Annotated in this window: 22 protein-coding genes and 1 pseudogene; 11 read left to right on the forward strand and 12 right to left on the reverse strand. The window is 41.0% G+C overall.

Annotated elements, in window-relative coordinates:
* Nucleotides 1–120 precede the first annotated feature (120 nt).
* On the reverse strand, nucleotides 121–315 hold the full coding sequence (locus RMY32_RS31060) for a hypothetical protein (protein ID WP_322713506.1): 195 nt from the start codon (nucleotides 313–315) through the stop codon (nucleotides 121–123).
* A gap of 329 nt (nucleotides 316–644) precedes the next feature.
* On the opposite strand from RMY32_RS31060, the gene RMY32_RS31065 reads away from it, so the two are divergent.
* Entirely contained in the window at nucleotides 645–1,142 is a 498-nt protein-coding gene (locus RMY32_RS31065; protein ID WP_322713507.1) for a GNAT family N-acetyltransferase, read from the forward strand.
* Nucleotides 1,143–1,285: 143 nt separating this feature from the next.
* Here the strand turns inward: RMY32_RS31065 and RMY32_RS31070 are convergent, their stop codons facing one another.
* The 5 genes from RMY32_RS31070 to RMY32_RS31090 form a co-directional block, all read right to left on the reverse strand.
* The gene (locus RMY32_RS31070) at nucleotides 1,286–1,903 is read right to left on the reverse strand and encodes a class I SAM-dependent methyltransferase (protein ID WP_322713508.1); all 618 of its coding nucleotides are present in this window, start codon (nucleotides 1,901–1,903) and stop codon (nucleotides 1,286–1,288) included.
* Nucleotides 1,904–2,065: 162 nt separating this feature from the next.
* On the reverse strand, nucleotides 2,066–4,537 hold the full coding sequence (locus tag RMY32_RS31075) for an EAL domain-containing protein (RefSeq protein ID WP_322713509.1): 2,472 nt from the start codon (nucleotides 4,535–4,537) through the stop codon (nucleotides 2,066–2,068).
* 21 nt (nucleotides 4,538–4,558) lie between these two features.
* Nucleotides 4,559–5,596 (reverse strand): sensor histidine kinase, encoded by a 1,038-nt coding sequence (locus RMY32_RS31080; RefSeq protein WP_322713510.1) that lies wholly within the window; start codon nucleotides 5,594–5,596, stop codon nucleotides 4,559–4,561.
* 70 nt (nucleotides 5,597–5,666) lie between these two features.
* The gene (locus RMY32_RS31085; RefSeq protein ID WP_322695077.1) at nucleotides 5,667–6,095 is read right to left on the reverse strand and encodes a response regulator; all 429 of its coding nucleotides are present in this window, start codon (nucleotides 6,093–6,095) and stop codon (nucleotides 5,667–5,669) included.
* Nucleotides 6,096–6,110: 15 nt separating this feature from the next.
* On the reverse strand, nucleotides 6,111–7,604 hold the full coding sequence (locus RMY32_RS31090; RefSeq protein ID WP_322713511.1) for a sensor histidine kinase: 1,494 nt from the start codon (nucleotides 7,602–7,604) through the stop codon (nucleotides 6,111–6,113).
* A gap of 51 nt (nucleotides 7,605–7,655) precedes the next feature.
* Here RMY32_RS31090 and RMY32_RS31095 point away from each other — a divergent pair, with 51 nt between their 5' ends.
* The 9 genes and pseudogenes from RMY32_RS31095 to RMY32_RS31135 all read left to right on the forward strand — a co-directional run bounded on the left by RMY32_RS31095 (nucleotide 7,656) and on the right by RMY32_RS31135 (nucleotide 14,588).
* A complete protein-coding gene (locus tag RMY32_RS31095; RefSeq protein ID WP_322713512.1) occupies nucleotides 7,656–7,814 on the forward strand; it encodes a hypothetical protein in 159 nt (52 codons plus the stop codon).
* A 692-nt stretch (nucleotides 7,815–8,506) separates the two neighbouring features.
* Nucleotides 8,507–8,794 (forward strand): Mo-dependent nitrogenase C-terminal domain-containing protein, encoded by a 288-nt coding sequence (locus RMY32_RS31100; protein WP_322713513.1) that lies wholly within the window; start codon nucleotides 8,507–8,509, stop codon nucleotides 8,792–8,794.
* A 169-nt stretch (nucleotides 8,795–8,963) separates the two neighbouring features.
* Nucleotides 8,964–9,633, forward strand: a pseudogene (locus tag RMY32_RS31105) (response regulator transcription factor).
* Nucleotides 9,634–9,832: 199 nt separating this feature from the next.
* On the forward strand, nucleotides 9,833–10,801 hold the full coding sequence (gene arsM / locus RMY32_RS31110; protein ID WP_322713514.1) for an arsenosugar biosynthesis arsenite methyltransferase ArsM: 969 nt from the start codon (nucleotides 9,833–9,835) through the stop codon (nucleotides 10,799–10,801).
* Nucleotides 10,802–10,940: 139 nt separating this feature from the next.
* The gene (locus RMY32_RS31115; protein WP_322713515.1) at nucleotides 10,941–11,906 is read left to right on the forward strand and encodes an inorganic phosphate transporter; all 966 of its coding nucleotides are present in this window, start codon (nucleotides 10,941–10,943) and stop codon (nucleotides 11,904–11,906) included.
* 43 nt (nucleotides 11,907–11,949) lie between these two features.
* Entirely contained in the window at nucleotides 11,950–12,957 is a 1,008-nt protein-coding gene (arsS, locus tag RMY32_RS31120; protein WP_322713516.1) for an arsenosugar biosynthesis radical SAM (seleno)protein ArsS, read from the forward strand.
* On the forward strand, nucleotides 12,957–13,727 hold the full coding sequence (locus tag RMY32_RS31125; protein WP_322713517.1) for an SDR family NAD(P)-dependent oxidoreductase: 771 nt from the start codon (nucleotides 12,957–12,959) through the stop codon (nucleotides 13,725–13,727). The genes arsS and RMY32_RS31125 overlap by 1 nt, the downstream gene beginning before the upstream one ends.
* Before the next feature lie 100 nt (nucleotides 13,728–13,827).
* Nucleotides 13,828–14,142 (forward strand): hypothetical protein, encoded by a 315-nt coding sequence (locus RMY32_RS31130; RefSeq protein WP_322713518.1) that lies wholly within the window; start codon nucleotides 13,828–13,830, stop codon nucleotides 14,140–14,142.
* Nucleotides 14,143–14,144: 2 nt separating this feature from the next.
* The gene (locus tag RMY32_RS31135; RefSeq protein WP_322713519.1) at nucleotides 14,145–14,588 is read left to right on the forward strand and encodes a type II toxin-antitoxin system VapC family toxin; all 444 of its coding nucleotides are present in this window, start codon (nucleotides 14,145–14,147) and stop codon (nucleotides 14,586–14,588) included.
* Between the two features lie 266 nt (nucleotides 14,589–14,854).
* Here the strand turns inward: RMY32_RS31135 and RMY32_RS31140 are convergent, their stop codons facing one another.
* The 3 genes from RMY32_RS31140 to RMY32_RS31150 all read right to left on the reverse strand — a co-directional run bounded on the left by RMY32_RS31140 (nucleotide 14,855) and on the right by RMY32_RS31150 (nucleotide 18,283).
* Nucleotides 14,855–15,775: an alpha/beta hydrolase gene (locus RMY32_RS31140; RefSeq protein ID WP_322713520.1), complete on the reverse strand. Its 921-nt coding sequence runs from the start codon at nucleotides 15,773–15,775 to the stop codon at nucleotides 14,855–14,857.
* Nucleotides 15,776–16,183: 408 nt separating this feature from the next.
* Nucleotides 16,184–16,480 (reverse strand): hypothetical protein, encoded by a 297-nt coding sequence (locus RMY32_RS31145; protein WP_322713521.1) that lies wholly within the window; start codon nucleotides 16,478–16,480, stop codon nucleotides 16,184–16,186.
* Between the two features lie 165 nt (nucleotides 16,481–16,645).
* Nucleotides 16,646–18,283, reverse strand: coding sequence for a hypothetical protein (locus RMY32_RS31150; protein ID WP_322713522.1), 1,638 nt, complete (start codon nucleotides 18,281–18,283; stop codon nucleotides 16,646–16,648).
* Nucleotides 18,284–18,370: 87 nt separating this feature from the next.
* Between RMY32_RS31150 and RMY32_RS31155 the strand changes: the two genes are divergently transcribed.
* A complete protein-coding gene (locus RMY32_RS31155) occupies nucleotides 18,371–21,730 on the forward strand; it encodes an alpha-mannosidase (RefSeq protein WP_322713523.1) in 3,360 nt (1,119 codons plus the stop codon).
* A 203-nt stretch (nucleotides 21,731–21,933) separates the two neighbouring features.
* On the opposite strand, the gene RMY32_RS31160 is transcribed toward RMY32_RS31155, so the two are convergent.
* From RMY32_RS31160 to RMY32_RS31170, 3 genes are all read right to left on the reverse strand, one after another.
* Nucleotides 21,934–22,347: a hypothetical protein gene (locus RMY32_RS31160; protein WP_322713524.1), complete on the reverse strand. Its 414-nt coding sequence runs from the start codon at nucleotides 22,345–22,347 to the stop codon at nucleotides 21,934–21,936.
* 583 nt (nucleotides 22,348–22,930) lie between these two features.
* Entirely contained in the window at nucleotides 22,931–23,482 is a 552-nt protein-coding gene (locus RMY32_RS31165; protein ID WP_322713525.1) for a DUF2231 domain-containing protein, read from the reverse strand.
* A 33-nt stretch (nucleotides 23,483–23,515) separates the two neighbouring features.
* On the reverse strand, nucleotides 23,516–24,256 hold the full coding sequence (locus tag RMY32_RS31170) for a DUF2993 domain-containing protein (RefSeq protein ID WP_322713526.1): 741 nt from the start codon (nucleotides 24,254–24,256) through the stop codon (nucleotides 23,516–23,518).
* Between the last annotated feature and the right edge of the window lie 130 nt (nucleotides 24,257–24,386).

Raw genomic sequence — 24,386 nt, forward strand, 5'->3', positions numbered from 1 at the left:
TTTGATACAAAAACAAGTGGAGATGTAGTGTAACACCACATTTCCACTCTAAATTTAGTGTATTAGGGTTACAACAAAAGACCCCACGAGCTGATTAAAACTTGAGAAAGTTCAAATTAATTAACGTGACTCAGTTCCTTGATTGGGGCTACCTGCTACACCATCGTTTTCTGGAGCTTCTGGAGTAGCAGTGGATTTAGCATCACTGCCTTGCGCATCACCAGTTTTGCGAATACTTTCGTCAGTAGGGGTTTCGCCGTCAGCAGAAGCAGTAGACGCAGGTTGTTCATTATTAGATTTTTGTTGTTCAGCCATGATTACATCCCTTATTATTTATCCTTGGGATTATCTTAAAAAATTAGGAGTATGAATGCATCTATCCAGATATAGTTATGACTGATTTCTACCTCTATCGGAAGTATTGTTTAGTATTACTCATGTATGCTGAAAAAATCCATAAATATAGAGTTATTTAACCTTACAACCCTTCCTATGGCTAAGGTAGAATCTGGAACGGGTTTTATCTCCAAGATGCTTTTAAAATTGCTTTATTGATAGTTGTCAGTAAATGGCAAGCGATCTGAGTCTGGCTAGGCGAATAATATGGTGTGATGATGGTGATACAAACTATCAAAGTCTAATTAATGAACCAGAACAATCTATCGTTACCATCTGGATGTATCCTTCGCAAGGCAACCTCTGGGGATCAGTGGTCGATTCGATTGCTGGTATTTTCAGCGAAACTCGATCCAACCCAATTAAATTGGCAGCAATTTTGGGTAATTGAATACAATCAGAATCTGATAGCTTGTGGACAGCTACGTAATTTCTCAGGGGCACAAGAACTTGGTAGCTTGGTTGTTGCATCAGCTTGGAGAGGTCGCGGTTTGGGTAGTTTGCTAACGCAGCATTTGATTAATACAGCAGTGCAACCACTTTATCTGGAATGCTTAGGTCAACGACTGGTGCAGTTTTACAGTCGCTTTGACTTTGTGCCAATATCTTTTGAAGACTTGCCACAATTTCCCAAGACAATAGGCTTATCTACGCTCAAGGAGAAATTTAGATTCTCGCAGTTAGCTAAAAGGCTGCTCAAAGTTCCTGTGGTATTTATGGAATATCGAGGTCAGACCAATTCGTAATTCGTAATTCGTAATTCGTAATACTTCGGCTCCTTCGACTACGCTCAGGGCAAGTCGCTCAGTACAAGTTCGTAATTCGTAATTTAAGATATGCAGAACAAGGCTTGATACAAGATGTTTCCAACTTTTTATTGCCTCCATTTTCAAATCGGAGGTTTAGCAAAAATCGTTAGTAAGACAGGCCCTAGTAAATAATGGTGATTCAAACACAATAACCCAGCCGAGGAGCCAAGAAGTTGACGTTGATTGGGGCTGTAGAGTCTAATTCCACGGGGAGAGATTGGTAATAATTGAGGTTCTGTCTCTTTTTTGGAAGTCATGTCAACCAAATAAAAGCGTCCACCGGGAGAAAGTACCCGTGCTATCTCACTAACCACCTGTTTTGGTTCCAAATAGTGCAAGAAGCTGATAGTACTGAAAATGGCATCAAATTGACCATCAGCAAAGGGAAGAGACTCAGCCTTGCCCTCAATATAAATTAAGCGTGGACGGTGGCGGTTGTTCTGTCTTGCTACCCGCAACATATTAGCAGATAAATCCAATCCGGTAGCTCGGAGATTGGGAAACTGAGTAGCAAGGCGCTCAAGCAAGCGTCCGGTACCACAGCCGATATCAAGTACATTTGCTAGCTCTGGTAAATCGACGTACTCCAGTAACCGTTGGTGAATGGCTCGATAAAACACTGAAGGAAAGAACCAATCGTAACTTGATGCCCATAGGTCAAAAAGTAGTTTTTTGTTATTGAAAAAGTTATCAGTCATTAGTTTTCGCAGCTTTCTTAAAGCTTGATGCTTTTTGAGAGTAAGTTTAGCTGCGCCTCCAAGAATTTGGTTAATAATACAAATTAACTATAGCGATTCTGAATTAGTTGTAATATCGGACTTTTGTTGGCTTTGGCTTAGTTACACGAAGCTAAAGACAAGCTAATATCTAGGTTCAATGCCAGATAAAATTAATGTTTCTGCCAACTTGCGATTGAGGGGTTGGGAGAAAAAATATCCCTGTGCATATTTGCATTTCATCACTTGAAGTTGTGCCAGTTGCTCTAATGTTTCTACGCCCTCTGCTATGACATCTATATTTAGACTTTGTGCTAGAGCGACGATCGCTTGAACAATCTCTAAGTTTTCTCCATTAGCACCAATCTTAGCAATAAAGGAACGATCAATCTTCAAGGCATTACTGGGAAAGCGATGCAGATAACTCAAGGATGAATAGCCGATGCCAAAATCATCTAAGTGTAATTGGATATTCATCTGTTGCAGTTGCAAGAGCATAAAAGTTGCTAATTGCATATTCTCCATAAGTACGCTTTCGGTAATCTCCAGCTTTAAACTGCCAACTTCTAAACCAGTCTCTTGGATAATTTGGTTAATTTTCTCAATCAGCCCAGGTTGTGAAAACTGCTTAGTGGAAAGATTTACACTGATTGTTAAAGGTGGGTCAGTAGGAAATTGTAGTTGCCAAGCACGCATCTGCCGACAAGCCTCGCCTAGTATCCAATAACCAATAGGGATAATCAACCCAGTTTCTTCTGCCAGAGGAATAAAGCTGTCTGGAGATATTAATCCGTGTTGCGGGTGCTGCCAGCGAACCAGAGCCTCGAAGCCAATAATTTTGTAAGTTTCTAATAAAATAATTGGTTGGTAGTAAACCTGAAACTCCTGGCGTTCAACTGCCCGTCGTAGATCCATCTCTAACTCTAATAGCTGCGTTACTTGGGTGTACATAGTTGAGTCAAATATCTCATGGCGTGCCTTACCCAATGCTTTAGCGCGATACATTGCAATGTCAGCATCGCGCAAGAGTTCTTCCGGTCGGTTGTAACTACCCTTGCTCAGGGCGATGCCAATGCTGACGGTGGTAAATACCTCGTACCCACTAAGTTGGAACGCAGATGTTAGAGCTTCTTGTATCCGCTCGACTACGCTGATTACGTCATTAGCATTTTGGAGATCGTCGAGCAAAATTGTAAACTCGTCTCCCCCTAGACGGGCAACTGTGTCTCCAGTACGCAGGCAATTTTCCAATCTGCGAGCAAGGGCAGTTAGTAGTTGATCGCCAATTGTATGGCCGAGACTGTCGTTGATAACTTTGAAGCGATCTAAGTCTAGAAAGAGAACAGCGAATGTATAGTTCGCGCGTCGTTTTGTCAGCATGAGCGCTCGTTCTAGCCGTTCCATAAATAAGGCGCGGTTTGGCAGACCAGTTAGTATATCGTGAAAGGCATCATGAATTAATTGCGCCTCTGCAAGTTTGAGAGCAGTAATGTTACGAGCGATACTTAAAACAAAAGATACTGAACCGTCATTAGCTAATTCAGGGACAAGGCGGGTATGGTAATGTCTTGTTTGCTGGCCGATCGCTAAACTGCATTCAAACTCCGTTTCTTTTTTCGTTTGGAAAACTTGCCTAAGCTTGCGATCGCATATCCAGCAAAATTCTTCTGGTAGATTTAACTCTGCATTTGTTTTGCCGATAAATGTCTCGGCTGATATTCCTGTAACTTTTTCAATAACTGGATTAACGTAAACATAGCGCAATTGAGGGTTAAATCTGGAAATAATATCAGGCGCATTTTCAACTAGTGCTTTGAATTCTTGCTGGCGACGTGCTAATGCTTCCAGAATTTGGTTGCGTTCGGTGATATCCTGAAAGACTAAAACTGCACCCGTGATATTACCGTTATCATCTTTAATCGCTGCAACACTATCATCAATTGGTATTTCTGTACCGTTTTTAGCGATAAGTATCCTCTGTTCTGGTAGATCGATAGTAACGCCAGACTGAAGGACTTGCGTTACAGGACTTTCAATTATTATACGAGTTTTTTTAGGAGCAATATTGAATACTTCTGCTGCTTCTTTACCAAACGCATCTGAATAATTCCAACCCGTCAATACCTCCGCAATTGGATTCATAAAAGTCACAGTTCCAGATTCGTCGCTAGTAATCACAGCATCTCCAATACTTTTAAGTACAGTAGTCAGCCATTGTTCATTCTGTTTTAATTTTTTTTCCGTCCGATGTTTAGAAAGAGTAATTTCAATCGTGAACTTTAATTCTTTTTCTTTAAAAGGCTTGAGAATGTAGCCAAACGGCTCTGTTACCTTGGCTCGATTCAATGTTGATTCATCTGCATTAGCAGTCAGATATATGACTGGAATCTCAAAAATATTATGAATTATTTGAGCGGCTTCCACACCGTCCATGTTTCCTTTTAGGTGAATATCCATTAAAACTAAATCTAAAGAATCATCTGCTGCTTTCTTAATTGCTTCTTCTCCAGAATCGGCAAGCCCTATAACAGTGTATCCAAATTTCCTGAGCCGATTTTGTATATCCATTGCCACGATGAATTCATCTTCAACAACTAATATATTTACTGGGTTCATGTTTTTATTTAAATTTTAAATTTATAAATTTTTAGTCGGAAATATAATTTTATACTTTACTCCGTTATTGCTGCTAAAATCGATATTGCCTTTTAGCTGATGTGTTAGACCTTTTACTAATCGCAGACCTAATGATTCTGTATTGTGAAAGTCAAAATCTTGGGCAAAACCGACACCATTATCACTGATGGCAAGTATATATAAGTTTACTCCATCAAAGCGAAAGTCAATAGAAATTTCTCCCCCCTCTGTTTGGGGAAAAGCATATTTTAGGGAATTTGAAATAAGTTCGTTGATAATCAAGCCGCAAGGAATAGCTGCATCAATGGCTAGAAAAACCTCCTCAACATTCATTTTCAAAGTAATATCGCTGGAATTAACGTTGTATGAATAAAATAAATTAGTTACTAAATCTTGGATATAGTCGGCAAAATTAATCCTTGCCAAATCTTGAGATTGATATAGTTTCTCGTGGATCAGAGCCATTGATTCAATCCGGTTCTGGCTATCTTTGAATACCTCAAGAGCTTGATTGTCCTTGAGATACTCTGCTTGCAGGTTGAGCAGACTAGAAATAATCTGCAAGTTATTTTTTACTCGATGATGAATTTCTTTCAATAGCACCTCTTTTTCTTGAAGCGATGCTTTAATCTGCTCCGATGCTTGTTTACGCTCTCGTCTCACTAGTGCTTCGCGCAACTCGCGGGCAACAGCAGGGGTTAGTCGCGCTAAATTGCCTTTGATAATGTAGTCATGGGCACCAGCTTTCATGGCGGCGACTGCCGTATCTTCACCAATCGTGCCTGAGACAATAATGAATGGCAAGTCAAGTCCACTTTCCTTAACCTGCTTCAATGCCGCCGGAGCGCTAAAGGTGGGCATAGAATAATCGCAGATCACGATATCCCATATTTGCTCTGCGATCGCAGCTTTCATGGCTGTAGGTGTATCAATCCGTTCAAAGGTTACTTCATAGCCACCACGTTGCAGTTCGCGCAGTAGCAACAAAGCGTCATCTTCTGAATCCTCGACAAGTAATACACGCAGTGGTATACCCATGTAATTCGTAATTCGTAATTGAGAAAGTCAGCCTTACGTCTATAACCTGATTTTGGAGGATTGGGAGAAGCTATATTCTTGGTGGTGATTCATTTAAGACAAACCAGTACAATCCTAGTTGTCGCACTGCTTCACTGAATTGGGAAAAGTCTACTGGTTTGCGAACATAGCTGTTGGCTCCCAAGCTATAACCATTAATTAAGTCTTGCTCCTCTTTGGAGGAGGTGAGAATAACGACGGGAAGGATTTTTGTCCTGTCATCGGTTCGTAGGTGTCGCAAAACTTCTAGACCATCCATTTTAGGCAACTTCAAATCTAGAAGGATGAGATTCGGCATAACGTTCATGTCGCGATCGGCGTATACACCTTTACCAAAGAGATAATCTAGGGCTTCTACCCCATCGCGCGCTACTACTACCTCGTTCAGAATATTGTTTTTCTTCAGTGCGCGTAGAGTGAGCGCTTCATCATCAGGATTGTCTTCTACAAGTAAAATCATGTTGTATTCCTCTAGTTAAAGGGTGAAGTAAAATGTTGCGCCTTGCTCGACTGCGCTTTCAGCCCAAACACGGCCACCATGACGGTGAACAATGCGCTGTACAGTAGCTAGTCCGATGCCAGTGCCTTCAAACTCAGTCATGGCGTGTAAGCGCTGAAAAGCACCGAAGAGTTTGTCAATATAGGCCATATCGAAGCCTGTGCCATCATCACGGACAAAATACACGTGGCTGTCATCTTGCTGCAAAAACCCAAATTCTATCCGTGCTTTTTGATGTTTACCTGTAAACTTCCAGGCATTACCCAGTAGGTTTTCTAACACGATCCGTAACAGATGAGCATCACCATTAGCAACCAATCCCGGCGTAATGATAAACTCTACTTGGCGTTCTGGTTGGGTTTTGTGCAACTCTGTAGCGATCGCCTCCACCAATCCGCTCAGATCGACCTTTTCGTAACGCATCTCACTACGCGTTAATCGTGACAGATTTAGTAAATCGTCGATCAGTTGTGCCATTCGCTGGGTGGCTGCACGCACTCGCTGGAGGTAGTTTTGACCTAGTGCGTCCAGCTTGTCAGCATAATCTTCTAGGAGTGCTTGACTAAAGCCATCGATGCTCCGCAAGGGAGCGCGCAGGTCGTGAGACACAGAATAACTAAATGCTTCCATCTCTTTGTTAGTGGCTTCGAGTTGTGCTGTGCGTTCTGCAACTCGCCCCTCAAGCTGGACGTTCAGACGCAGAATCTCTGACTCCGCCTTTTTGCGCTCATTAATTTCAGTTTGCAATTCTTCGTTAGTGTTTCTCAGTTCGGCAGTCTGTTTGTTAACCTCTATTTCTAACCGATCGCGAGCCTTTTGCAGAGAATTTTCCATCCGCTTGCGTTTGACAAGTTCCTGATTGGTAATTGTGGCTGCGAAACCGACGATAAGAGAAGCGATAATGCTACCAAAAATAGTCAGCAAAGTTGTTTGATGAGCGCTGGCGTTCGCCTTCATCAATCGCTTTTTCAACAACTCATTTTCTTCATTCTCCATAGCTGTAGTCAGCATTCGGATGTCCTCCATAATCTGCTGACCCCGATCTGTCTGAACTATTTGCAACGCGGACTCTAAATTTTTGCTCCTAGCGTTAATCGTCTGTTCAATCAAAACCAGTTTTTTAGTTATCAGAGGTTCAAGGCGATCGAGCCGTTGCTGTTGATTCGGGTTATCCGCAGTCAATTGGCGTAGAGCCTGAAGTTTCTCAGCAATCTGTCCAGTTGCAGTGCGATACGGTTCCAGATACCGTTCTTTGCCTGTGAGAAGATAGCCCCGTTGTCCAGTCTCTGCATCTTTGATCTGTGACATGACTTCTTTTGTTTTTTCAAGCACTTCGCGTGTATGTGTTACCCTTTGAGCGTTTTCTTTATACTGAAGCAAACTAAGATATGAGATAACCCCAACAGCAGTCATAATTGCGACTGCTATTACAAAACTGCCTGTATTCTTTTTGTAAATAGCCCATTCCATTTTTTACCTTCCTAGTTGAAAAAATAGCTGCTGGCTAAATTGGTAAAAACGGTGAGCCAGTGCTGTAGAACGGTAACAATCAGTCTTTACTGGCTATCTTGTTTTCTCTACGTTCGCGAACAGCGTGTCGAAGACAGAGGCTGCGTTAATGAGACGAACCGCGATCGCTGCGTTAGCGCTGTTACAATCGTCACGCGTTCCCGTCTTTAAAAGAGAAGGGTGACTAGCAGCCCAACTACTCGTCATAGTTTTAGTAACTGATACCAAGTTTCTTAACTTTGAGAGCGAATTAGCTCTAATAAAGGATATCTATATTAGTTAATGATTGTGAGCGTATATTTTCTGAGACATGAGAAAGCAAATAATAAATTTTGTTAAATAATTCAGTATATTTCCATAGCCATCTTCACGATATTTTCGCTTGCATAAATTATGTCAATGTGCTATACAACATCAGTGATTGCACTTAACAATCTTTACTTATATTAGCTTGATATTAAATTGATTGACAAATGCGTAGACTAAATAAAAACATAAAGTACTATCAGTAACCTGAAAAATTCTGCATCCTCAGGGATTGAGCCGAAATGTTTGTCAAATAGTGCCAATTTGCCCAAAAGCGTTATCCTGTCACCTTTTTGCCCTGAAAATCGAGCTTCTCTACGAGAGAAAGGTTAGGGGGTTCAGTTTTGGATGGGTTTTTTAATATGAAGTGAAAAGTCAGGACAAATTATCGGGAACTGTAGTACTTGAATGTGTAGTTAACACTACAATTTCTACCTCTGTAGAGAATCAAAGAAAAAGTAATAAGTGCATAAAACTATAAAACCGATCTGTATCTATTTATAGAGGTTCAAATACAAAAAGCTCAATCTAGTTTGAAATTATCAAGGTGAAAAATTATGACAAGCTTTATTCAAGTTCGCTCACACAACGACCTACTGCACCCAGTCCGCGAGTGGTTGGAAACGATAGAAATTCATAACTCCAAATTGGCTCATTTGCTATGCAAAGCTATTCCTGCTCAATGTCCCTTTGAGCGAGACATCATGCTGCTTGGCCGGAAGCTATTTCATATTCCACCTATGTGTAAATTAAATCCTCTATACGAAGAAGTGGTTGGTTTGCGTTTTAGAGCGCTCTGTTATCTCGCCGATGAATGTGGTGAAGATATCACAGCTTATTGCTGATCGCCAGTTGGATTGTTCTTCGATCGAGCAGCGATCGGTAATTGCAGATTTACGGTTGTTACTTACTTAGGTTTATACTAAGCTAACGTACACCTAATTAGATGTTTGGCTATTAAGTAGCTGGCACTATTGTTGCTTCCCGTATCCTGCTGAAATTATTAAGATCATCATGACGCACATCTTACTGATTGAAGATGAAGTCAAACTGGCACGATTTATCGAATTGGAATTGAATTATGAAGGCTATCAAGTCAGTATTGCCTACGATGGATTAACTGCACTCACCGCAGCCAGAGAGTTGCATCTGGATTTAGTAATCTTAGACTGGATGTTGCCTGGTTTGTCGGGGTGGGAAATTTGCAGCCGCCTGCGGAATATCGCCCAGAAAGTGCCAATAATTTTATTAACCGTCAAAGATGAAGTAAGCGATCGCATTGCAGGTTTAGACGCTGGTGCTGATGATTACCTCGTTAAACCCTTCAGCGTTGATGAATTATTAGCCAGAGTCAGCGCTCGCCTACGAAGAAGCAAGTAGAGTACGCAGATGTTTTATAATTTGAAGACCTAAGTTTAAATCGTCGCACGCGGGAAGTATACCGAGATCGGCGTTAATTGAGTTAACTGCTAAGGAATTTGATTTATTAGAATATTTGCTGGCCCATCCGCGACAGATAATTAGCTGCGATCGCATTTTAAAGGAAGTCTGGGGTTATGACTTCATGGGCGATGCCAACATTATTGAACCTTACATTAACTACCTGCGCCTGAAACTTGAAGCCAATAATGAAAAATGTCTCATTCCAACTGCGATTGGTGTTGGCTACACATTGCATGATTGAATTGGGGATTGGGGGAGACAAGCGAAAGACTTTTCAATAATTCTTCCTTATTCCCTCAGTGCCTATCGCCCAAAAGCAAAACTGACCAGTATAGCAACCTTTGGCGTTTTTGGCAATCTCTACAAAAACTCATCCAACTTAGAGTTAATTATATTAGGATGCACAAAGCTATCATCCAAAATCCAAAACTCAAAGTGGCATGACCTATCTAGAAACAGCAGCGCAGTTCTACCGCGAAGTTGCCCAAACCCCGCAAGTTGGACTTTGTTGTGTACAAAGTACGCCCCTGCAACTACCAGGATTGAAAATTCCTTTGTCAATGCAGGAAATGAATTATGGTTGTGGCACCACTGTTCACCCCACCGAACTAGGAAACCAACCTACTGTGCTGTACGTCGGCGTTGGTGGCGGCTTAGAAGCGTTGCAATTCGCTTATTTTTCCCGTTATGCAAGTGCTGTAATTGCCGTTGAACCGGTTGGGGCCATGCGGGAAGCAGCTGCACGTAATTTGGAAATTGCTGCTCAAGAAAACCCCTGGTTTAACACCAGCTTTGTGGAAATCCGCGAAGGTGATGCTTTTAACTTACCTGTTGCTGATGGTAGCGTCGATATCGTAGCCCAAAATTGTCTTTTCAACATCTTTGAACCAGAAGATTTAACTCGTGCTTTAAAAGAAGCATATCGGGTATTAAAACCAGGTGGACGCTTGCAGATGAGCGATCCAATTGCGACTCGTCCCATTCCAGCACATCTTCAAGATGATGAGCGGCTGAGAGCCATGTGTTTATCAGGCGCACTCACATATCAAGAGTATACTGAAAAGATTATAAATGCTGGTTTTGGTCAAGTTGAAATTCGTGCCCGTCGTCCTTATCGCCTACTAGATTCCCAGACTTATAATTTAGAAGAAAACCTACTTTTAGAAAGTCTGGATTCTGTTTCATTTAAAGTTGTAATTCCAGAAGATGGTGCTTGCATTTTCACTGGAAAAACAGCAATTTATGCTGGTTCTGAACCTTTCTTTGACGATTTGGCAGGTCATATACTTCAGCTAGGTATTCCGGCTGCGGTGTGTGATAAAACGGCTGCTAAACTTGCTGATAGTAAGCCAGCAGAAATAATTGTTACCAATTCAACTTGGCACTATAGCGGTGGTGGCTGCTGTTAATTTATTCAGAAAGAATTCAGGTGTCATAATTCAGAATGGTTCTGTGCGACTGGGCAATAAATGCACAATTTGAATCTTTCACTAATTACATTCTGAATTCTAATTTCTGAATTCTGACTTCTTCTTTATAGACTCCAAAATGTTGTTAATTAGTATTTTTTTAGCTACGCTTTTTTTAGCATATTCAAATGGAGCAAATGATAATTTTCAAGGTGTAGCAACACTGTTTGGTAGCCGAACTAGCAGCTATCAAACAGCAATTTTGTGGGCAACTTTCACAACTTTTGCTGGTGCAATAACTGGGATTTTTTTAGCAGGAGCATTAATTAAAAACTTCTCTGGAAAAGGACTATTACCTGATGCGATCGCTAATTCTCCAGAGTTTCATCTTGCAGTGGCGATCGCTACTGGATTGACTGTAATCATTGCTAGCCTCATGGGGTTTCCCATTTCCACAACTCACAGTTTAACAGGTGCGCTGGTTGGCGCTGGATTAGTTGCGATCGGACTACAAGTTAATTTTGCAGCTTTAGGAACTTCCTTTATTTTGCCTTTATTACTCAGTCCAATCATGGCTATTCCCTTGTCCGCAGGAATTTACAGCTTATCTGGCTATATTAATTCAAAATGGCATCTACCAGTCAACCAAAAAATAATTGATGCTTGTCATTTTTTCAGCGCTGGAATTGTCAGTTTTGCTAGAGGATTCAATGATACTCCTAAGATTGTTTCACTCCTTCTAATTATTGAGTACTTCTCGATTCAGGGAGGAGCGATCTTGATAGCGATCGCAATGGCACTTGGCGGTTTACTCAACTCCCAAAAAGTTGCAATAACCATGAGTGAAAAGATTACTTCAATGAATCATACTCAAGGCTTATCAGCAAATATAGTAACTGGAGTTCTAGTCATTGCAGCTACTCGGTTTGGGCTTCCAGTTTCTACTACTTACGTTTCAGTTAGTTCTATTTTTGGTGTTGGATTAATTAACAAAAAATCTAAATATAATACTCGTGTTTTTTATCAGATTTTACTATCGTGGATTTTAACTTTACCAACTGCTGCAATTATTAGTGCAATAACCTACAGATTACTGCAAGGTTAGAAAAATTGAATATTGTTGTGCAACTTTTTAGGAGTAGTAACTAATGCAAACTCAACCAAAAATTATCCGAAATACAGCAGTCACAGCCTTTCAAAATAAACTCAGTTCACCTTTGACAAAAAAAGGAATCACTGTTTTACAAATTAATCTAGGTAAGCGTTGTAATCTTGCCTGTACACACTGTCATGTCGAAGCCGGGCCAAAACGTACAGAAGAACTTTCTCCTGAAATTTGCGAACAATTGACTTCACTAATCCATAAATTTCCTGAGATTAAAATTGTGGATTTGACTGGTGGCGCACCTGAAATGAATTATGGATTTAAGCCACTGGTAGAAGCAGCAAAAACAACTGGCAAACAAGTGATTGTCCGGTCTAATTTGGCGATTTATTTTGAAGATGGATTTGGTGATTTACCAGAATACTTTGCTAAACACCAAGTAAGAATTGTGGCTTCTCTACCCTGTTACCTAGCAGATAATGTTGATAAAATGCGCGGTACTGGTGTTTTTGATAGTTCAGTCAAAGCTTTGCAGTGGCTTAACCAAATGGGCTATGGTAAAGACCAAAATTTAATTTTGGATTTGGTTTTTAATCCTCAGTTACCCACCGAGGAAAAATTTTCTTTAGCTCCCGAACAAAGCAACCTAGAACGAGATTACAAAATGTTCTTACAAGAACATTTTAATATTGTGTTTAACAACCTCTTTACCTTTACTAATCTACCAGTTGGTAGAACCAAAATGCATTTAGAACGGAGAAAACTTTACGCTAGCTATTTGCAGTTTTTAGAGTCGCATTTTAATCCCAGCACAGTTGAACATTTAATGTGTCGCGATGAACTTTCAATTGACTATCTGGGCAATGTATATGATTGTGATTTTAACCAAATGATGAATTTGCCTGCAAAAACTCGTAATGGTGAAACTTTGACAGTTGGCAAATTGTTAGAAGCTGGTAATTTAGACCTGATTAATGAGGTACAAACTGCTGCTTATTGCTATGGTTGTACTGCTGGGTGTGGTTCTAGTTGTGGTGGCGCTTTGCTCTAATGTCTTTTATCGATGAAATTAATCCTGTCAATGCTTTGATTGTGGGAGCCAGCCAAGGTATTGGTTTGGGTTTTCTGAAAAAATTGCTACACGATCGCACAATAGCTAAAATTTATGCAACTTCTCGTCAACCGAAATTGTCCTCAGAGTTAATAGCTCTTGCAAACGAATATCCTGAGCGATTAATTTGTTTGGAGATGGATATTACTGACGAGTTACAGATTATTGAAGCTGTTCAAAAAATACATAATCAAGTTGATAAATTGCATTTGGTAGTCAACTGTGTAGGACTGTTACATGAAGATACTTTGCAACCTGAAAAAAGCTTAAAACAGATCAATTCAGAAAATTTGCTGCGCTACTTTCAGATAAATAGTATTGGTGCTGTCTTACTGGCTAAACATTTATTGCCTCTGTTTCGTCATGGAGAACGCAGCGTGTTCGCCACTATTTCTGCTAAATTGGGCAGTATTGGCGATAATCAACTTGGTGGATGGTACGGCTATCGGGCTTCTAAAGCAGCACTCAATATGTTGATGCGAACTGCGGCAATTGAGTATAAGAGAAGTTGTCCGAAAGCATTAATAGTAACATTACATCCTGGTACAACTGATACCCGGCTTTCTCGTCCTTTCCAAAGAAATGTACCTGCGGAAAAATTATTTTCAGTAGAACGTACTGTTACCCAATTATTGGCTGTGATCGAACAGCTTCAAGAAGGTGATAGTGGACAGTTTTTCTCATGGGATGGGAGCAGATTACCTTGGTAATTGCGTTACGCTGGTGCTAGTGAAACTCATGTTATTCGTAACCAAAGCCTATGAAGTTTTTTGTGCCAGCAACCAAGGATAATATCAAAACAGAGAAGGTATGACTAACATTCAGATTTCCTTACCTGAGTCGATGAAAGTCTTTGTCGAAGAACAAGTAGCTAAAGGCGGTTATAGTTCAGCCAGTGAATATCTTCAAGAGCTAATCTTTCAAGACCAACAGTGCAAAAGCCAAGAAGGAAAATGCGCTCAGTTGATGGCAAAGCTTCAGACACAGGCTCAACTGAACAATGAGGAGTTTGAAGTCGTTGCAGATAAGTTAGCTGAAGAATTTGCGCTATGTGTTGGGTCAAATTTAGCAGTGCTGTCAGATTATGCTGTGAGTCGTGAGAGTATTTATGAGGATCATCCTTAGCAGTGGTATACCTCATAGACACTAACATCCTACTGCGTTTTGTAGATCGCACTCACCCACTACACCCAATAATACGAACTGCGATCCGAAAACTGCGACGCGATGGACATACACTGCAAATCACCGTGCAAAACTGTGTTGAGTTTTGGAATGTTGCTACAAGACCAGCCACAAAAAACGGATTTGGCTTAACACCAACAGATACAGATCGGCTGCTACGACTGATTGAGCGCCTCTTTCCATTGTTGCCTGATATGCCTACTACTTACCCTGAGTGGCGTAAGCTTGTCGTCGCATTCAGTGTGTCAGGTGTCCAAGTGCATGATGCTCGTCTCGTTGCTAATATGAAGGCAAATAGTGTGACGCATATTTTGACATTCAATAGTAAAGATTTTATGCGCTATGCGTCTGAAGGAATTGTAGCGGTTGATCCAACAACACTGTAGTTGTTATTTTTCAATGTGCGATCGCTAGGATACTATAGCCATGATAACTCCAGAAATACTTATAAAACTCATAGGTGATGGCGAAACTCTGACTGTAGAGTTTAAGAGCGATCGCAATTATTGAAGTATAGCAAAATACCTGTATTTGAGTGATTCATCCCGCATTTATGCAATGCCCATTATTCATATCCTTAAGCTTTGTGGCTACGACGCGCTACGTCTATGCATTGCTTGACGATAGAGTAATTAAGCCTCTGTACTAAAAGCTAAGAACTAGGAAACTCTAACTCAGCGTTTTCCCGTCCTAACTGCACTACCTCAGATGGTAGGTGTTGCTCCAACCAATCTTCTAAATCAGCTAGTACCTCGCGATAATTGAGGTCACTCTGAATCTCATGATAGGCTCCCGGATACTCAATTCTCAGCTTATCTTTGCAGTTTACCCGTTGGCAAAAGATGTCGCTTCCTGTTGGCAAAGCCACTTGGTCTGCGCCACCGTGGAGAATCAACAATGGTAATTGCCAATCACCTGCGTGAGCATTAATCCAATCAACTGTTGCAAAGAATTCTGTAGCTAAACGGGCAGTAGCAAGGGTATGTCGCAGTGTATCCTGAGCGATCGCAGCTAAAATCTGCGGATCTCGTGAAGCAGTACTGATGTCAATGCCTGTATTCAGTGTAAAACGCGGCCACACCCGTGAGAGCATTTTTCCTAAAAGTACCCGAATCGGTGAAACCCCAACTTTCCCCAAGGTTGGCGCAAGAGCGATCGCACCCTGCAATAATGATGCTTGTTGGGGATAGCGCAGAATATAATCTAAGACAATCACCCCACCTAAACTGTGACCCAAGAGAAAAACTGGACATCCAGGATTTTGAGTCTGAATTAACTGTAAAAAAGCTCCCAAGTCTTCACGAAACTCACTCCAAGCGTTGATATAGCCTTGCTGACCCGGTGAGCGTCCATGACCGCGCAAATCTAAGGCGTAGATAGCGTATTGCTTGGGTATCAAATGCTCAATTACATTACTGTAGCGATCGCTGTGCCCTCCAAGTCCATGCACAATGGCTAATATTGCTCGGACTTTACCCTCTGGATGCCAGCTTTGGTAATACAGTTCAAGTCCTCCAACACCTGGAAATCTGCCTTCTTTACGACAAGCTAGGCGATCGCTATGGTCAATCATAGGGTTAATTTTTTACGTATTTTCCAACAAGTTACTAAAAAGTCAACATTTATAGTAATTACAGTTAATTGAGTTACCCTCATCTATTTAAAGTATCCTGAAAATAATTCCACAACTTCTAACCGTGGGTTGGTTAATGATATAACCTCAAGAATTACGATTATTTTATGAATTCAAAGAGGGTGTTATCAAATAGCAACTCAAAATCTAGCCATCAGCAAGAAAATAGAGTCCAATCAGAAACTTTGCCATCCTTGAGTACCGCATTTACTCAATCATATATAGCATTTCCTAGTCTGTTGAGGTACAAATCTCTGTGTACCTCTGCGCTTTACTTTGCGTCCCTCTGCGTTTCAAAATATTATCTGTACCTCACTTAACAGGGAATCGCTATATTGCGATCGGAGATTATTTTTCTAAAAAGTTTGTAACTTTGAAATTTGATGTTCCCTCCCAACAGTGGTTCAGAAATGCACTTACCTGGGCATCTGCTGAATCAGCCGATTCCCTAGATGCATTAAATTGTACTGCTGTCACAATGTATTCAAAGATAATTACAAACTGCTTTTGCGGTGAAATTCTTTCGACTACAATTGTTTCACCTATCTTCGGGATTTGAGGCAGATTTACCACAAACGTCTCAATTTTCGGTTTATCTAATGGATTTTTGAAATTGAAGTATTTACAGTAAACAATAATTTTCACTTAGACAACCACCAATAAGAATTCAAAATTCAAAATTCAAAATTCAAAATTTAAGAGTAGATGTAGGGTGTGTTACGTTTTACTAATGCATCCTACGTTTATGCCAAAAATCTGAATTGGAAAATTGTGAATATTATAGTAAATTTTGAAAAAATATCTCTTAACTTATTTCCCTTGCCAAAGCTGCCGCAACGACTGAAAAACCTTTACAAATCTTTCTTCTAGCCAGACCATAATATAATCAAGCCATTCTAAAAGTTGCTCTAAGGGGTGCTTTTCATAACCAGTTGAAGTTGCTGTGGTTTCTATCCAGTCTGGCTGTGCCTCAACATGACTACTTTGATGAAATTGCTGTTGTAAAATTTCTCCTTTACGACTCTCGCTTTTAGTTTGGGAAATACGGGTTTGAGTTTGTTTAACAGAGGCGACTTTTCCAGATGTTTTTTGACTTGAGGCGAGATTACTACTTGGTTGTTTTCTTTGTACCAAACCAGATCCGAATTTAGGTTGTTTTACACTCAAATTCTTTTGTGGAAAATGCCTTATTGATAAACTTGGGGCTAAAGCAGGATTTTTTTCTTCAGAAAGTGTAACTGGCTTGTCAGCAATAGTTTCGGTGTCACCAAATAAATCATTCCACGTTAGCCAAGGATCGTTTGTGAAATCCTGGTTCTCTCCTAGAGGGCTTTTGGATAAGGCTTTTCTAAGGCGTGACGAAAAGAGTTTACCTGGCATCTCATTACTAATCGTTGTCTCAAGTGTTTTTCTATTACCAACACCAAAAAAGTAATTAAGCGCCGCCTCAATCAAAGCCTGAAAATTCTGCGAATGAGTTTCTAAACCATCAGCGTTGGGGGCAATCTCTCCTTTGGCAGCTAATTGATCTTTGCCATAAAGAAATATGTTTAACTGGGTTTGAGCAACTTGGATAACTTCCTGGCTACGTTTTTGCGCTGGGACTAAAGCATTCGATTCCAACTTAGCAACGGCTATATCTAGAAATGCTAATAATTTATCTGTATTAAGTAAATCTTTTGGTACACTCTCGGCTAAAACTGGAATTTTCGCTGGATTTACGTCAGTGAGTTTTGCTAATAATCGGTCAATTTGTGGTAATAACTGCGTTTCTTTTTTAGCTATAATCAAACGCCAACACTGCCAGTAATTAGCAACTTCGTTAATAATTCGGTCTTCTAATTTTGCCTGTTGTTCCCGTGTTAAGATATCTAGAATTTCATTGTCGGCAGTAACAAGTACTAAATTTCGATTCATCAAATTTGTGGCAATTCCTTGCACTATTGGAAGACGCTGTTGAAGGGCATTGTCTAATTGTGAAGGGTTGAGACTGAGAGCTTGATTAGCCGTAATATTTGATGATTGAGTAAGATTAGAGTTCTTTTCAATGAATTTCAGCCGAAAAACTCCCAATAAAGCCAAGGGATTGAAATGTTCAGATGCTTTCGTAGGAGTGGAGGCGGGTTCATCTGGTGACAGGTAATTGACTGCCTCTAGTACATTTTGAATGGGACTATCAGCATTGGGTAGAGTTTCAGGCTGGAAATCGGTATCATTTGGTTGTAACTTTAATCTAGTTTGTGGTTCTCTAGTATGTAGCGTTTTCCCAGATGATTCAGATGACTGAAACAGTAGATACACTGGGTAAAGTAGTACCTCGACACCCCACTTAGTGGCGACTTGCAAATGCCGAAAGGTATGTTCCCACTGTTGTGTCACCCGCCGAGATTGCTGGTGGACAAAGTTAAATAGTCTGCTTTGATAACGACCAGAGGAACCAGAAGACATAGTAGTAATTTTTTAGTTCAAGTCTTGTTAAGTTGTGAGACTCGCGCCAAACAATAAAAACGACCAACACCTCATCTTAGCGAATATATGACCCCGACTGTCTCTCAATCCCAGACCAAATTTATCTCACAAACAATTGAGCAACTGCGCTCTTTTTGTCAAGTTAATATCCAGTCTACGTGGCTGTATCAGGAATCTGACTTAGTTATTACTGATGTTGTAGCTGCTGATTTGTCTGATTGGCAACCTGTCCAGTTGAATGCTAAAGAACATATTGCTTGGACGGGCGGGAAAAAAGTGCTATGGCTAGTGCAAAGATTGGTGGTTCCCCAAGATTTACAGGGTTATCCCTTAGCTGGGTTATCTTTGCGGCTGGCGCTGGTTTGGTGGGCGGATTCTGCTGAGATTTATGTAAATGGCGAGTTAGTGCTGGAGGGGGATTTATTTGATTGTTCGCCGAGAGTGCTTCTGTGTCAGGGGGTGACGCCTGGGGAAGAATTCACTGTGGCTTTGCGGTTAGTGAGTCCGGGACATTGTGATGGTGCTTTAGTGCGATCGCTCCTAGTTTATGAGTCTTATGTTGATAATAATCCCGATCCGGGTTTTGTGGCTGATGAGTTAGCTGTGGTGCAACTTTATTTGGAAAAATTTGCGCCGGAGAAGTTGGATGTTTTGGCGGCAATGGTGGGGGAAGTTACCAACCGCAGAGGCGCAGAGAACACGGAGGAGGAGAAGGGAGGGTTGGTAAAGTCGTTTTTATCTCTACGCCAAAATTTAATTCAATCCGATATCTTAGCCCCACTTTTGAAGGGGGGTTGGGGGGATCAAAAATCTAAAATTTTCCTGTTGGGTCATGCTCACTTAGATTTAGCATGGTTATGGCCTGTAAGTGAAACTTGGAATGCGGCGCAAAATACTTTTGAGTCGGTTTTGAAGTTGCAAGCAGATTTTCCTGAGTTAATTTTTTGTCATTCAAGCCCCGCACTTTATGCTTGGATTGAAGAACATCGCCCGGATTTGTTTAAGGCAATTCAAGCACAGGTAGCCGCCGGACGTTGGGAAGTTGTCGGCGGAATGTGGGTGGAACCAGAACTCAACATAATTGCTGGTGAATCAATAGTCCGTCAGTTATTGTATGGTCAACGGTACATCCAGGAGAAATTTGGCAAGTTCTCAACTGTGGAATGGGTTCCAGATTCTTTTGGTTTCTGTGCCACTTTACCGCAGTTTTTCGCTAATGCTGGAATTGAGTATTTTGTGACGCAGAAGTTGCGGTGGAATGATACTACTAAATTTGATTATGGGGCTTTTTGGTGGCGATCGCCTGACGGTAGCGAAGTCTTTAGTTTGATGTCTGCACCCATCGGTGAAGCTATAGACCCAGTTAAGATGGCAACTTATGCTCTTGAGTGGCAAACTCAAACTAGTTTACCAGAATCCCTCTGGCTTCCCGGTGTCGGCGACCACGGCGGCGGCCCCACCCGTGATATGTTAGAAACCGCCCAACGCTGGCAAAAGTCGCCTTTGTTCCCAGACTTAGAATTTACGACGGCTGAAAAGTATTTACAGCAAATCAGTAAAGAAGGCAGGAGACAGGAGGCAGAATTCAGGAGTCAGAATTCAGGAGTCAAGAGTTATTATTCTCCCCCTGCCTCCCCTGCTTCCCCTGCTCCCCCTGCCTCCCCTGCTTCCCCTGCTTCCCCATCCCCCTCATTCCCTACTTGGAATGACGAACTATACTTAGAATTTCATCGCGGTTGCTACACTACCCACGGGGATCAAAAACGCTGGAATCGTCGTTGTGAAAATTTATTATATCAAGCTGAACTATTTGCTACCTTGGCAACTCTAAGCTGCGGTGTGACATATCCGAAAGCAGAAATTGAAGCAGCTTGGAAACAAGTGTTATTTCAACAGTTTCACGATATTTTACCTGGTTCTTCAATTACCCAAGTTTACACAGATGCCTTGCCTCAATGGCAGCAAGTGGAACAAATGGGAACGAAAATATTACAGGAATCACTATTAGCGATCGCATCTCACATTACCCTATCAGAACCACCAAAACCCGATAGTCTGCCTATTTTTGTTTTCAATTCTCTTAATTGGCAACGTTCTGAGGTAATCTCTGTAGCCTTACCCACACCACCAACAGCTACCCAGGAATGGCAGATTTACGATGCTTCTGGAAACCAGCTTGTCTCCCAATTATCTGAACCATCAACCCTACTATTTCTTGCCACCGAAATTCCATCCGTAGGCTACCGCATATTTTGGCTTTCTCCTTCACTCTCCAGTCCAGACGAGATGAATCGCGTTTTTCCTTCATCTCCCCCACTTTTCCCAGACTGGATTTTAGAAAATGAATTCTTGCGAGTTGTTATAGACCCCGACACCGGAGATTTATCAAGTGTTTTTGACAAAACTTATCAGCGAGAAGTTTTAAGTGGGGCGGGGAATCAACTGCAAGCTTTTAAAGATAGTGGGCAATATTGGGATGCTTGGAATATAGACCCCAATTATGCTCAACATCCTTTACCCTCAACAAATCTTCAATTTATTCAGTGGTTAGAACAAGGCCCAGTGCAAAGTCGTGTGCGCGTGGTGCGTCAGTTGGGTGAATCAGAATTTTGCCAAGACTATATTCTGCAAGCTGGTTCACCTCTGCTGAACATTGCTACAACTGTCAATTGGCAAGAAAATCATGTATTAGTGAAAGCTGCTTTTCCTCTAAATATTGAAGCTGACTTTGCTACTTATGAAATTCCCTGTGGCGCGATTCGCCGCCCAACTAAACCGCAAACTCCCGCAGAACAAGCAAAATGGGAAGTTCCTGCTTTGCGTTGGGCTGATTTAACAGCAGAAAACACACAGACAGAAGATACCGCAATCCCAAATCGTTATGGTGTCAGTTTGCTCAATGATTGTAAATACGGTTATGACAGCAAACCAAATCAACTCCGTCTAACACTGCTACGCAGTTCTAATTGGCCAGACTCAAAAGCTGACCGAGGTTTTCACGAGTTCAAATATACCTTGTATCCTCATGCTGATAGTTGGGAATCAGCCCATACAGTACGGCGTGGCTATGAATTGAATATACCGTTGCAAGTGATATTCAATTGGCCACTCGCTCAACCCTCCGCTACCGACACTATTGAAGGAGTAAGTTTCCTAGATTTATCAGCTGAAAATTTAATCTTAATGGCCTTGAAGCCATCTGAAGATGATTCACAGCAGTTAATTCTGCGATGTTATGAATCTCACGGAGAAACAGCCGAGTTATCTTTGCAAAGTGATTTAGGGTTAAATCTCGGAAATACAGTAGATTTATTAGAGCGTTCCGCCAGTACTGAATTTTCATCTCAGCAACAAAATTTGATGATACAACCTTGGAAAATCGCCAATTTTAAGGTGATATCAGCGATTAATCCCAAGCTGAAGTGAGCCACCATAGTTAATGTTTAGTGGTTAATAGAACAACTACTAACCATTAGACATCTGGTGAACTAAATATGTGTTATCCGAAATATTTAGTAGGCAAAATTCATGTAGCTGGAGGCTTCCCATAGCACTTTCTGCAAGCAAGCTACGCGTAGCCTTTCCGTTAGGAGAAGGGTATTATGCCTACGTCATTTTCACTCCTATCCCTAATAGCGTCGGCGGATAATCTGATATCGTCCGTAGGGCTGCCGTCGTTCAATAATCTGGCGTTGTCCAAAGCCCTGCCTTCGTTGGATTATCTGCCGTCTTCCGTAGGGCTGCCATCGTTGGATTCTCTGGTATCGTCCGTAGGGCTGCCGTCCTCGAATTCTCTGGTATCGTCCATAGGGCTGCCGTCCTCGGATTCTCTGCCGTCCTCGGATTCTCTGGTATCGTCTTGACCACCGTTGAGCAATCAAAACCTCTCCGGTTTTATTTCCAACCAGGTTAGCATCTGGTGCAACGCTCTGTTCATTCAGAGTATTACTTAGAGAAATATCTTTCGCTTCAACTAATGAGGGCGGAGACACAAAGGCAAATAGCAATACTGCTATTGAAGATAACTTCCTGAAACCTTTCATGTTTTTGCTTCTCTAAACTTTCGGTAATAACTTTATTAAAACACTTTAAAGTCTGAAAGTTACCGTTCGCGCATTTTTTGAAACTTAATTTAGTATGAAATTCAATGTTGTAATTTCACCCTTTTGTATAATTGCAATTTTTATAAAATTGTGTATATAAATAGCTTGTATCTAACAGGATGTAATTTTTTTCACCACACAGATAAAGTATACAGTTATTAATTAAACAAACTATATTTTTGATTGTAATTTGAGTTCAAAAGCCTTGCTGGGCAAGGGAAATATCTTACCAAATTTTGATTTATAAAAACTTTAAATCGGACTTATCTCCATTCCACAAGATGTATCAAAACTGTATCAAATACAAACGATAACTGCTAAATATTCTTAGCGGAAGCTGTAAATAATAATCTGTCACTGTGTTTTTATGTTCAGGCAACTATCTTGTTAAGTGCTGCGTTTTTCCTATCTTATGCCTAACTTCTTTACAAGAGGCTGTGGCAACGACTACGCTCGCTGACCGCCTGCTTTTTGCCTCGCGTCTGATTGTTGAGCGTAGTCGAAACAGTGCCTTACACTTCCTTTAAGGATATCTTCTGCTACCTCCACCCACTACACCAATTTTGTGGCGATAGGATAGTTCAGCGCCGAACCAACCAGAAGCACTGGTTAGCGTACCGACAACAAGCGAGATTAACAGTCCCCAAGGTAGTATTCGAGATTCAGCGTCACCTAAACGTAAAAGAAAGTTAACGAGTGATAAAACTAATATAGAAACGTTAAGTATCAAATGCGTCCAACCGGCGGTGCGCTTGCGGACGCGTTCAATTTTCACAAAGTCGCTCAGACCGATCGCAGATGCAAGAATGCCTCCAGCTAATCCAAGTCCGATTAACCATAGCGAAGCCCTAGCCCAAAAGAAATCGCCAGTTAACCAGTAACCAATGTCACTACCCAAGGCGGCGGCTAAAAAGGCTATGGGAAAGATCACACTCAAGGGGTGTAGGGGATGTCCGGCGATCGCAACTGTACTAGGTACACCAGTATCACGATACTCACTGTCATTACTTTCAATAACTGGTGGAATATTTGGGAAAGGTGTTGAACCTGTTTGCGTTGTTTCTGTAGTTTCCATTATTAGTATCCTGAACTTATGAACGTTACACTTTTAAGCTGAAGGAATTTTTTCCACATAAGCTTCAGCCTGTAAGATTAGTTTACCTACTTCTACTTTTAGTTGGTTGACTTGTAGACTCATACCATCTAAATCAAAGTTACTTAAATTCAAAATTTCGCTAGTTTGATCGATCAAAGCTTTGGTCAACTCTGGCGATATTTCCTCACTTTCGCCATACTCGACATTTTCCAAAGCAACACTTTTTCCATTACTGCTAATCTTGGGGACTGCGGAAAAAGCAACTTGCTGATTTTCCCCAGTTTCTACTAATTTTATGCTGGCATTTAGTGCTACTTTCTCATCACCCGGTAATCGAAAATCTACATTTTGAGGTTCAATTGTCTTTAGTTGTCCGTTAATATGTATTTTCTGACTTTGCAGTTGCGATCGCACATATTCGGAGTTGAAAGCACGATTAATATCAGCTTCGGTTAACACAACCTGTGCATTAGCTTCTGTCGGTTTAGTTAGTTCAATTTTACCAAAAGCCACACTTAGAGGATTAATGGCAACATTAGTCATTTGCATTTCCAATTCCTCCATACGGAGGTCTTTCTGCATAACTAAACCATCACCTTCAATCGTGACTTCATCCACCTCTCCCTGAACCAGTTTCAGCGGGTCTGTTTTGATGTCTACATCTAAATTTTCTACTTCATCTAATTGACTAGATAATCCTATTTCTGCCGCTTTATTGAGAGCTTGCTCTCCTAATCCAGGATTGTCTGGCATTATGTAAATTAACTCCTAGTTAAAAGCACATCCTTGAGTAAATTTAATAAACTAACAGCAGAGTTTTATCTATCTGTCGATGGAATATAAATTTAAATATTATCTATCTAATTTCAAATTTAAATTTTAC

This window comes from Nostoc sp. ChiSLP03a, assembly GCF_034531215.2.
In the GTDB taxonomy this organism is placed as follows: Bacteria; Cyanobacteriota; Cyanobacteriia; order Cyanobacteriales; family Nostocaceae; genus Nostoc.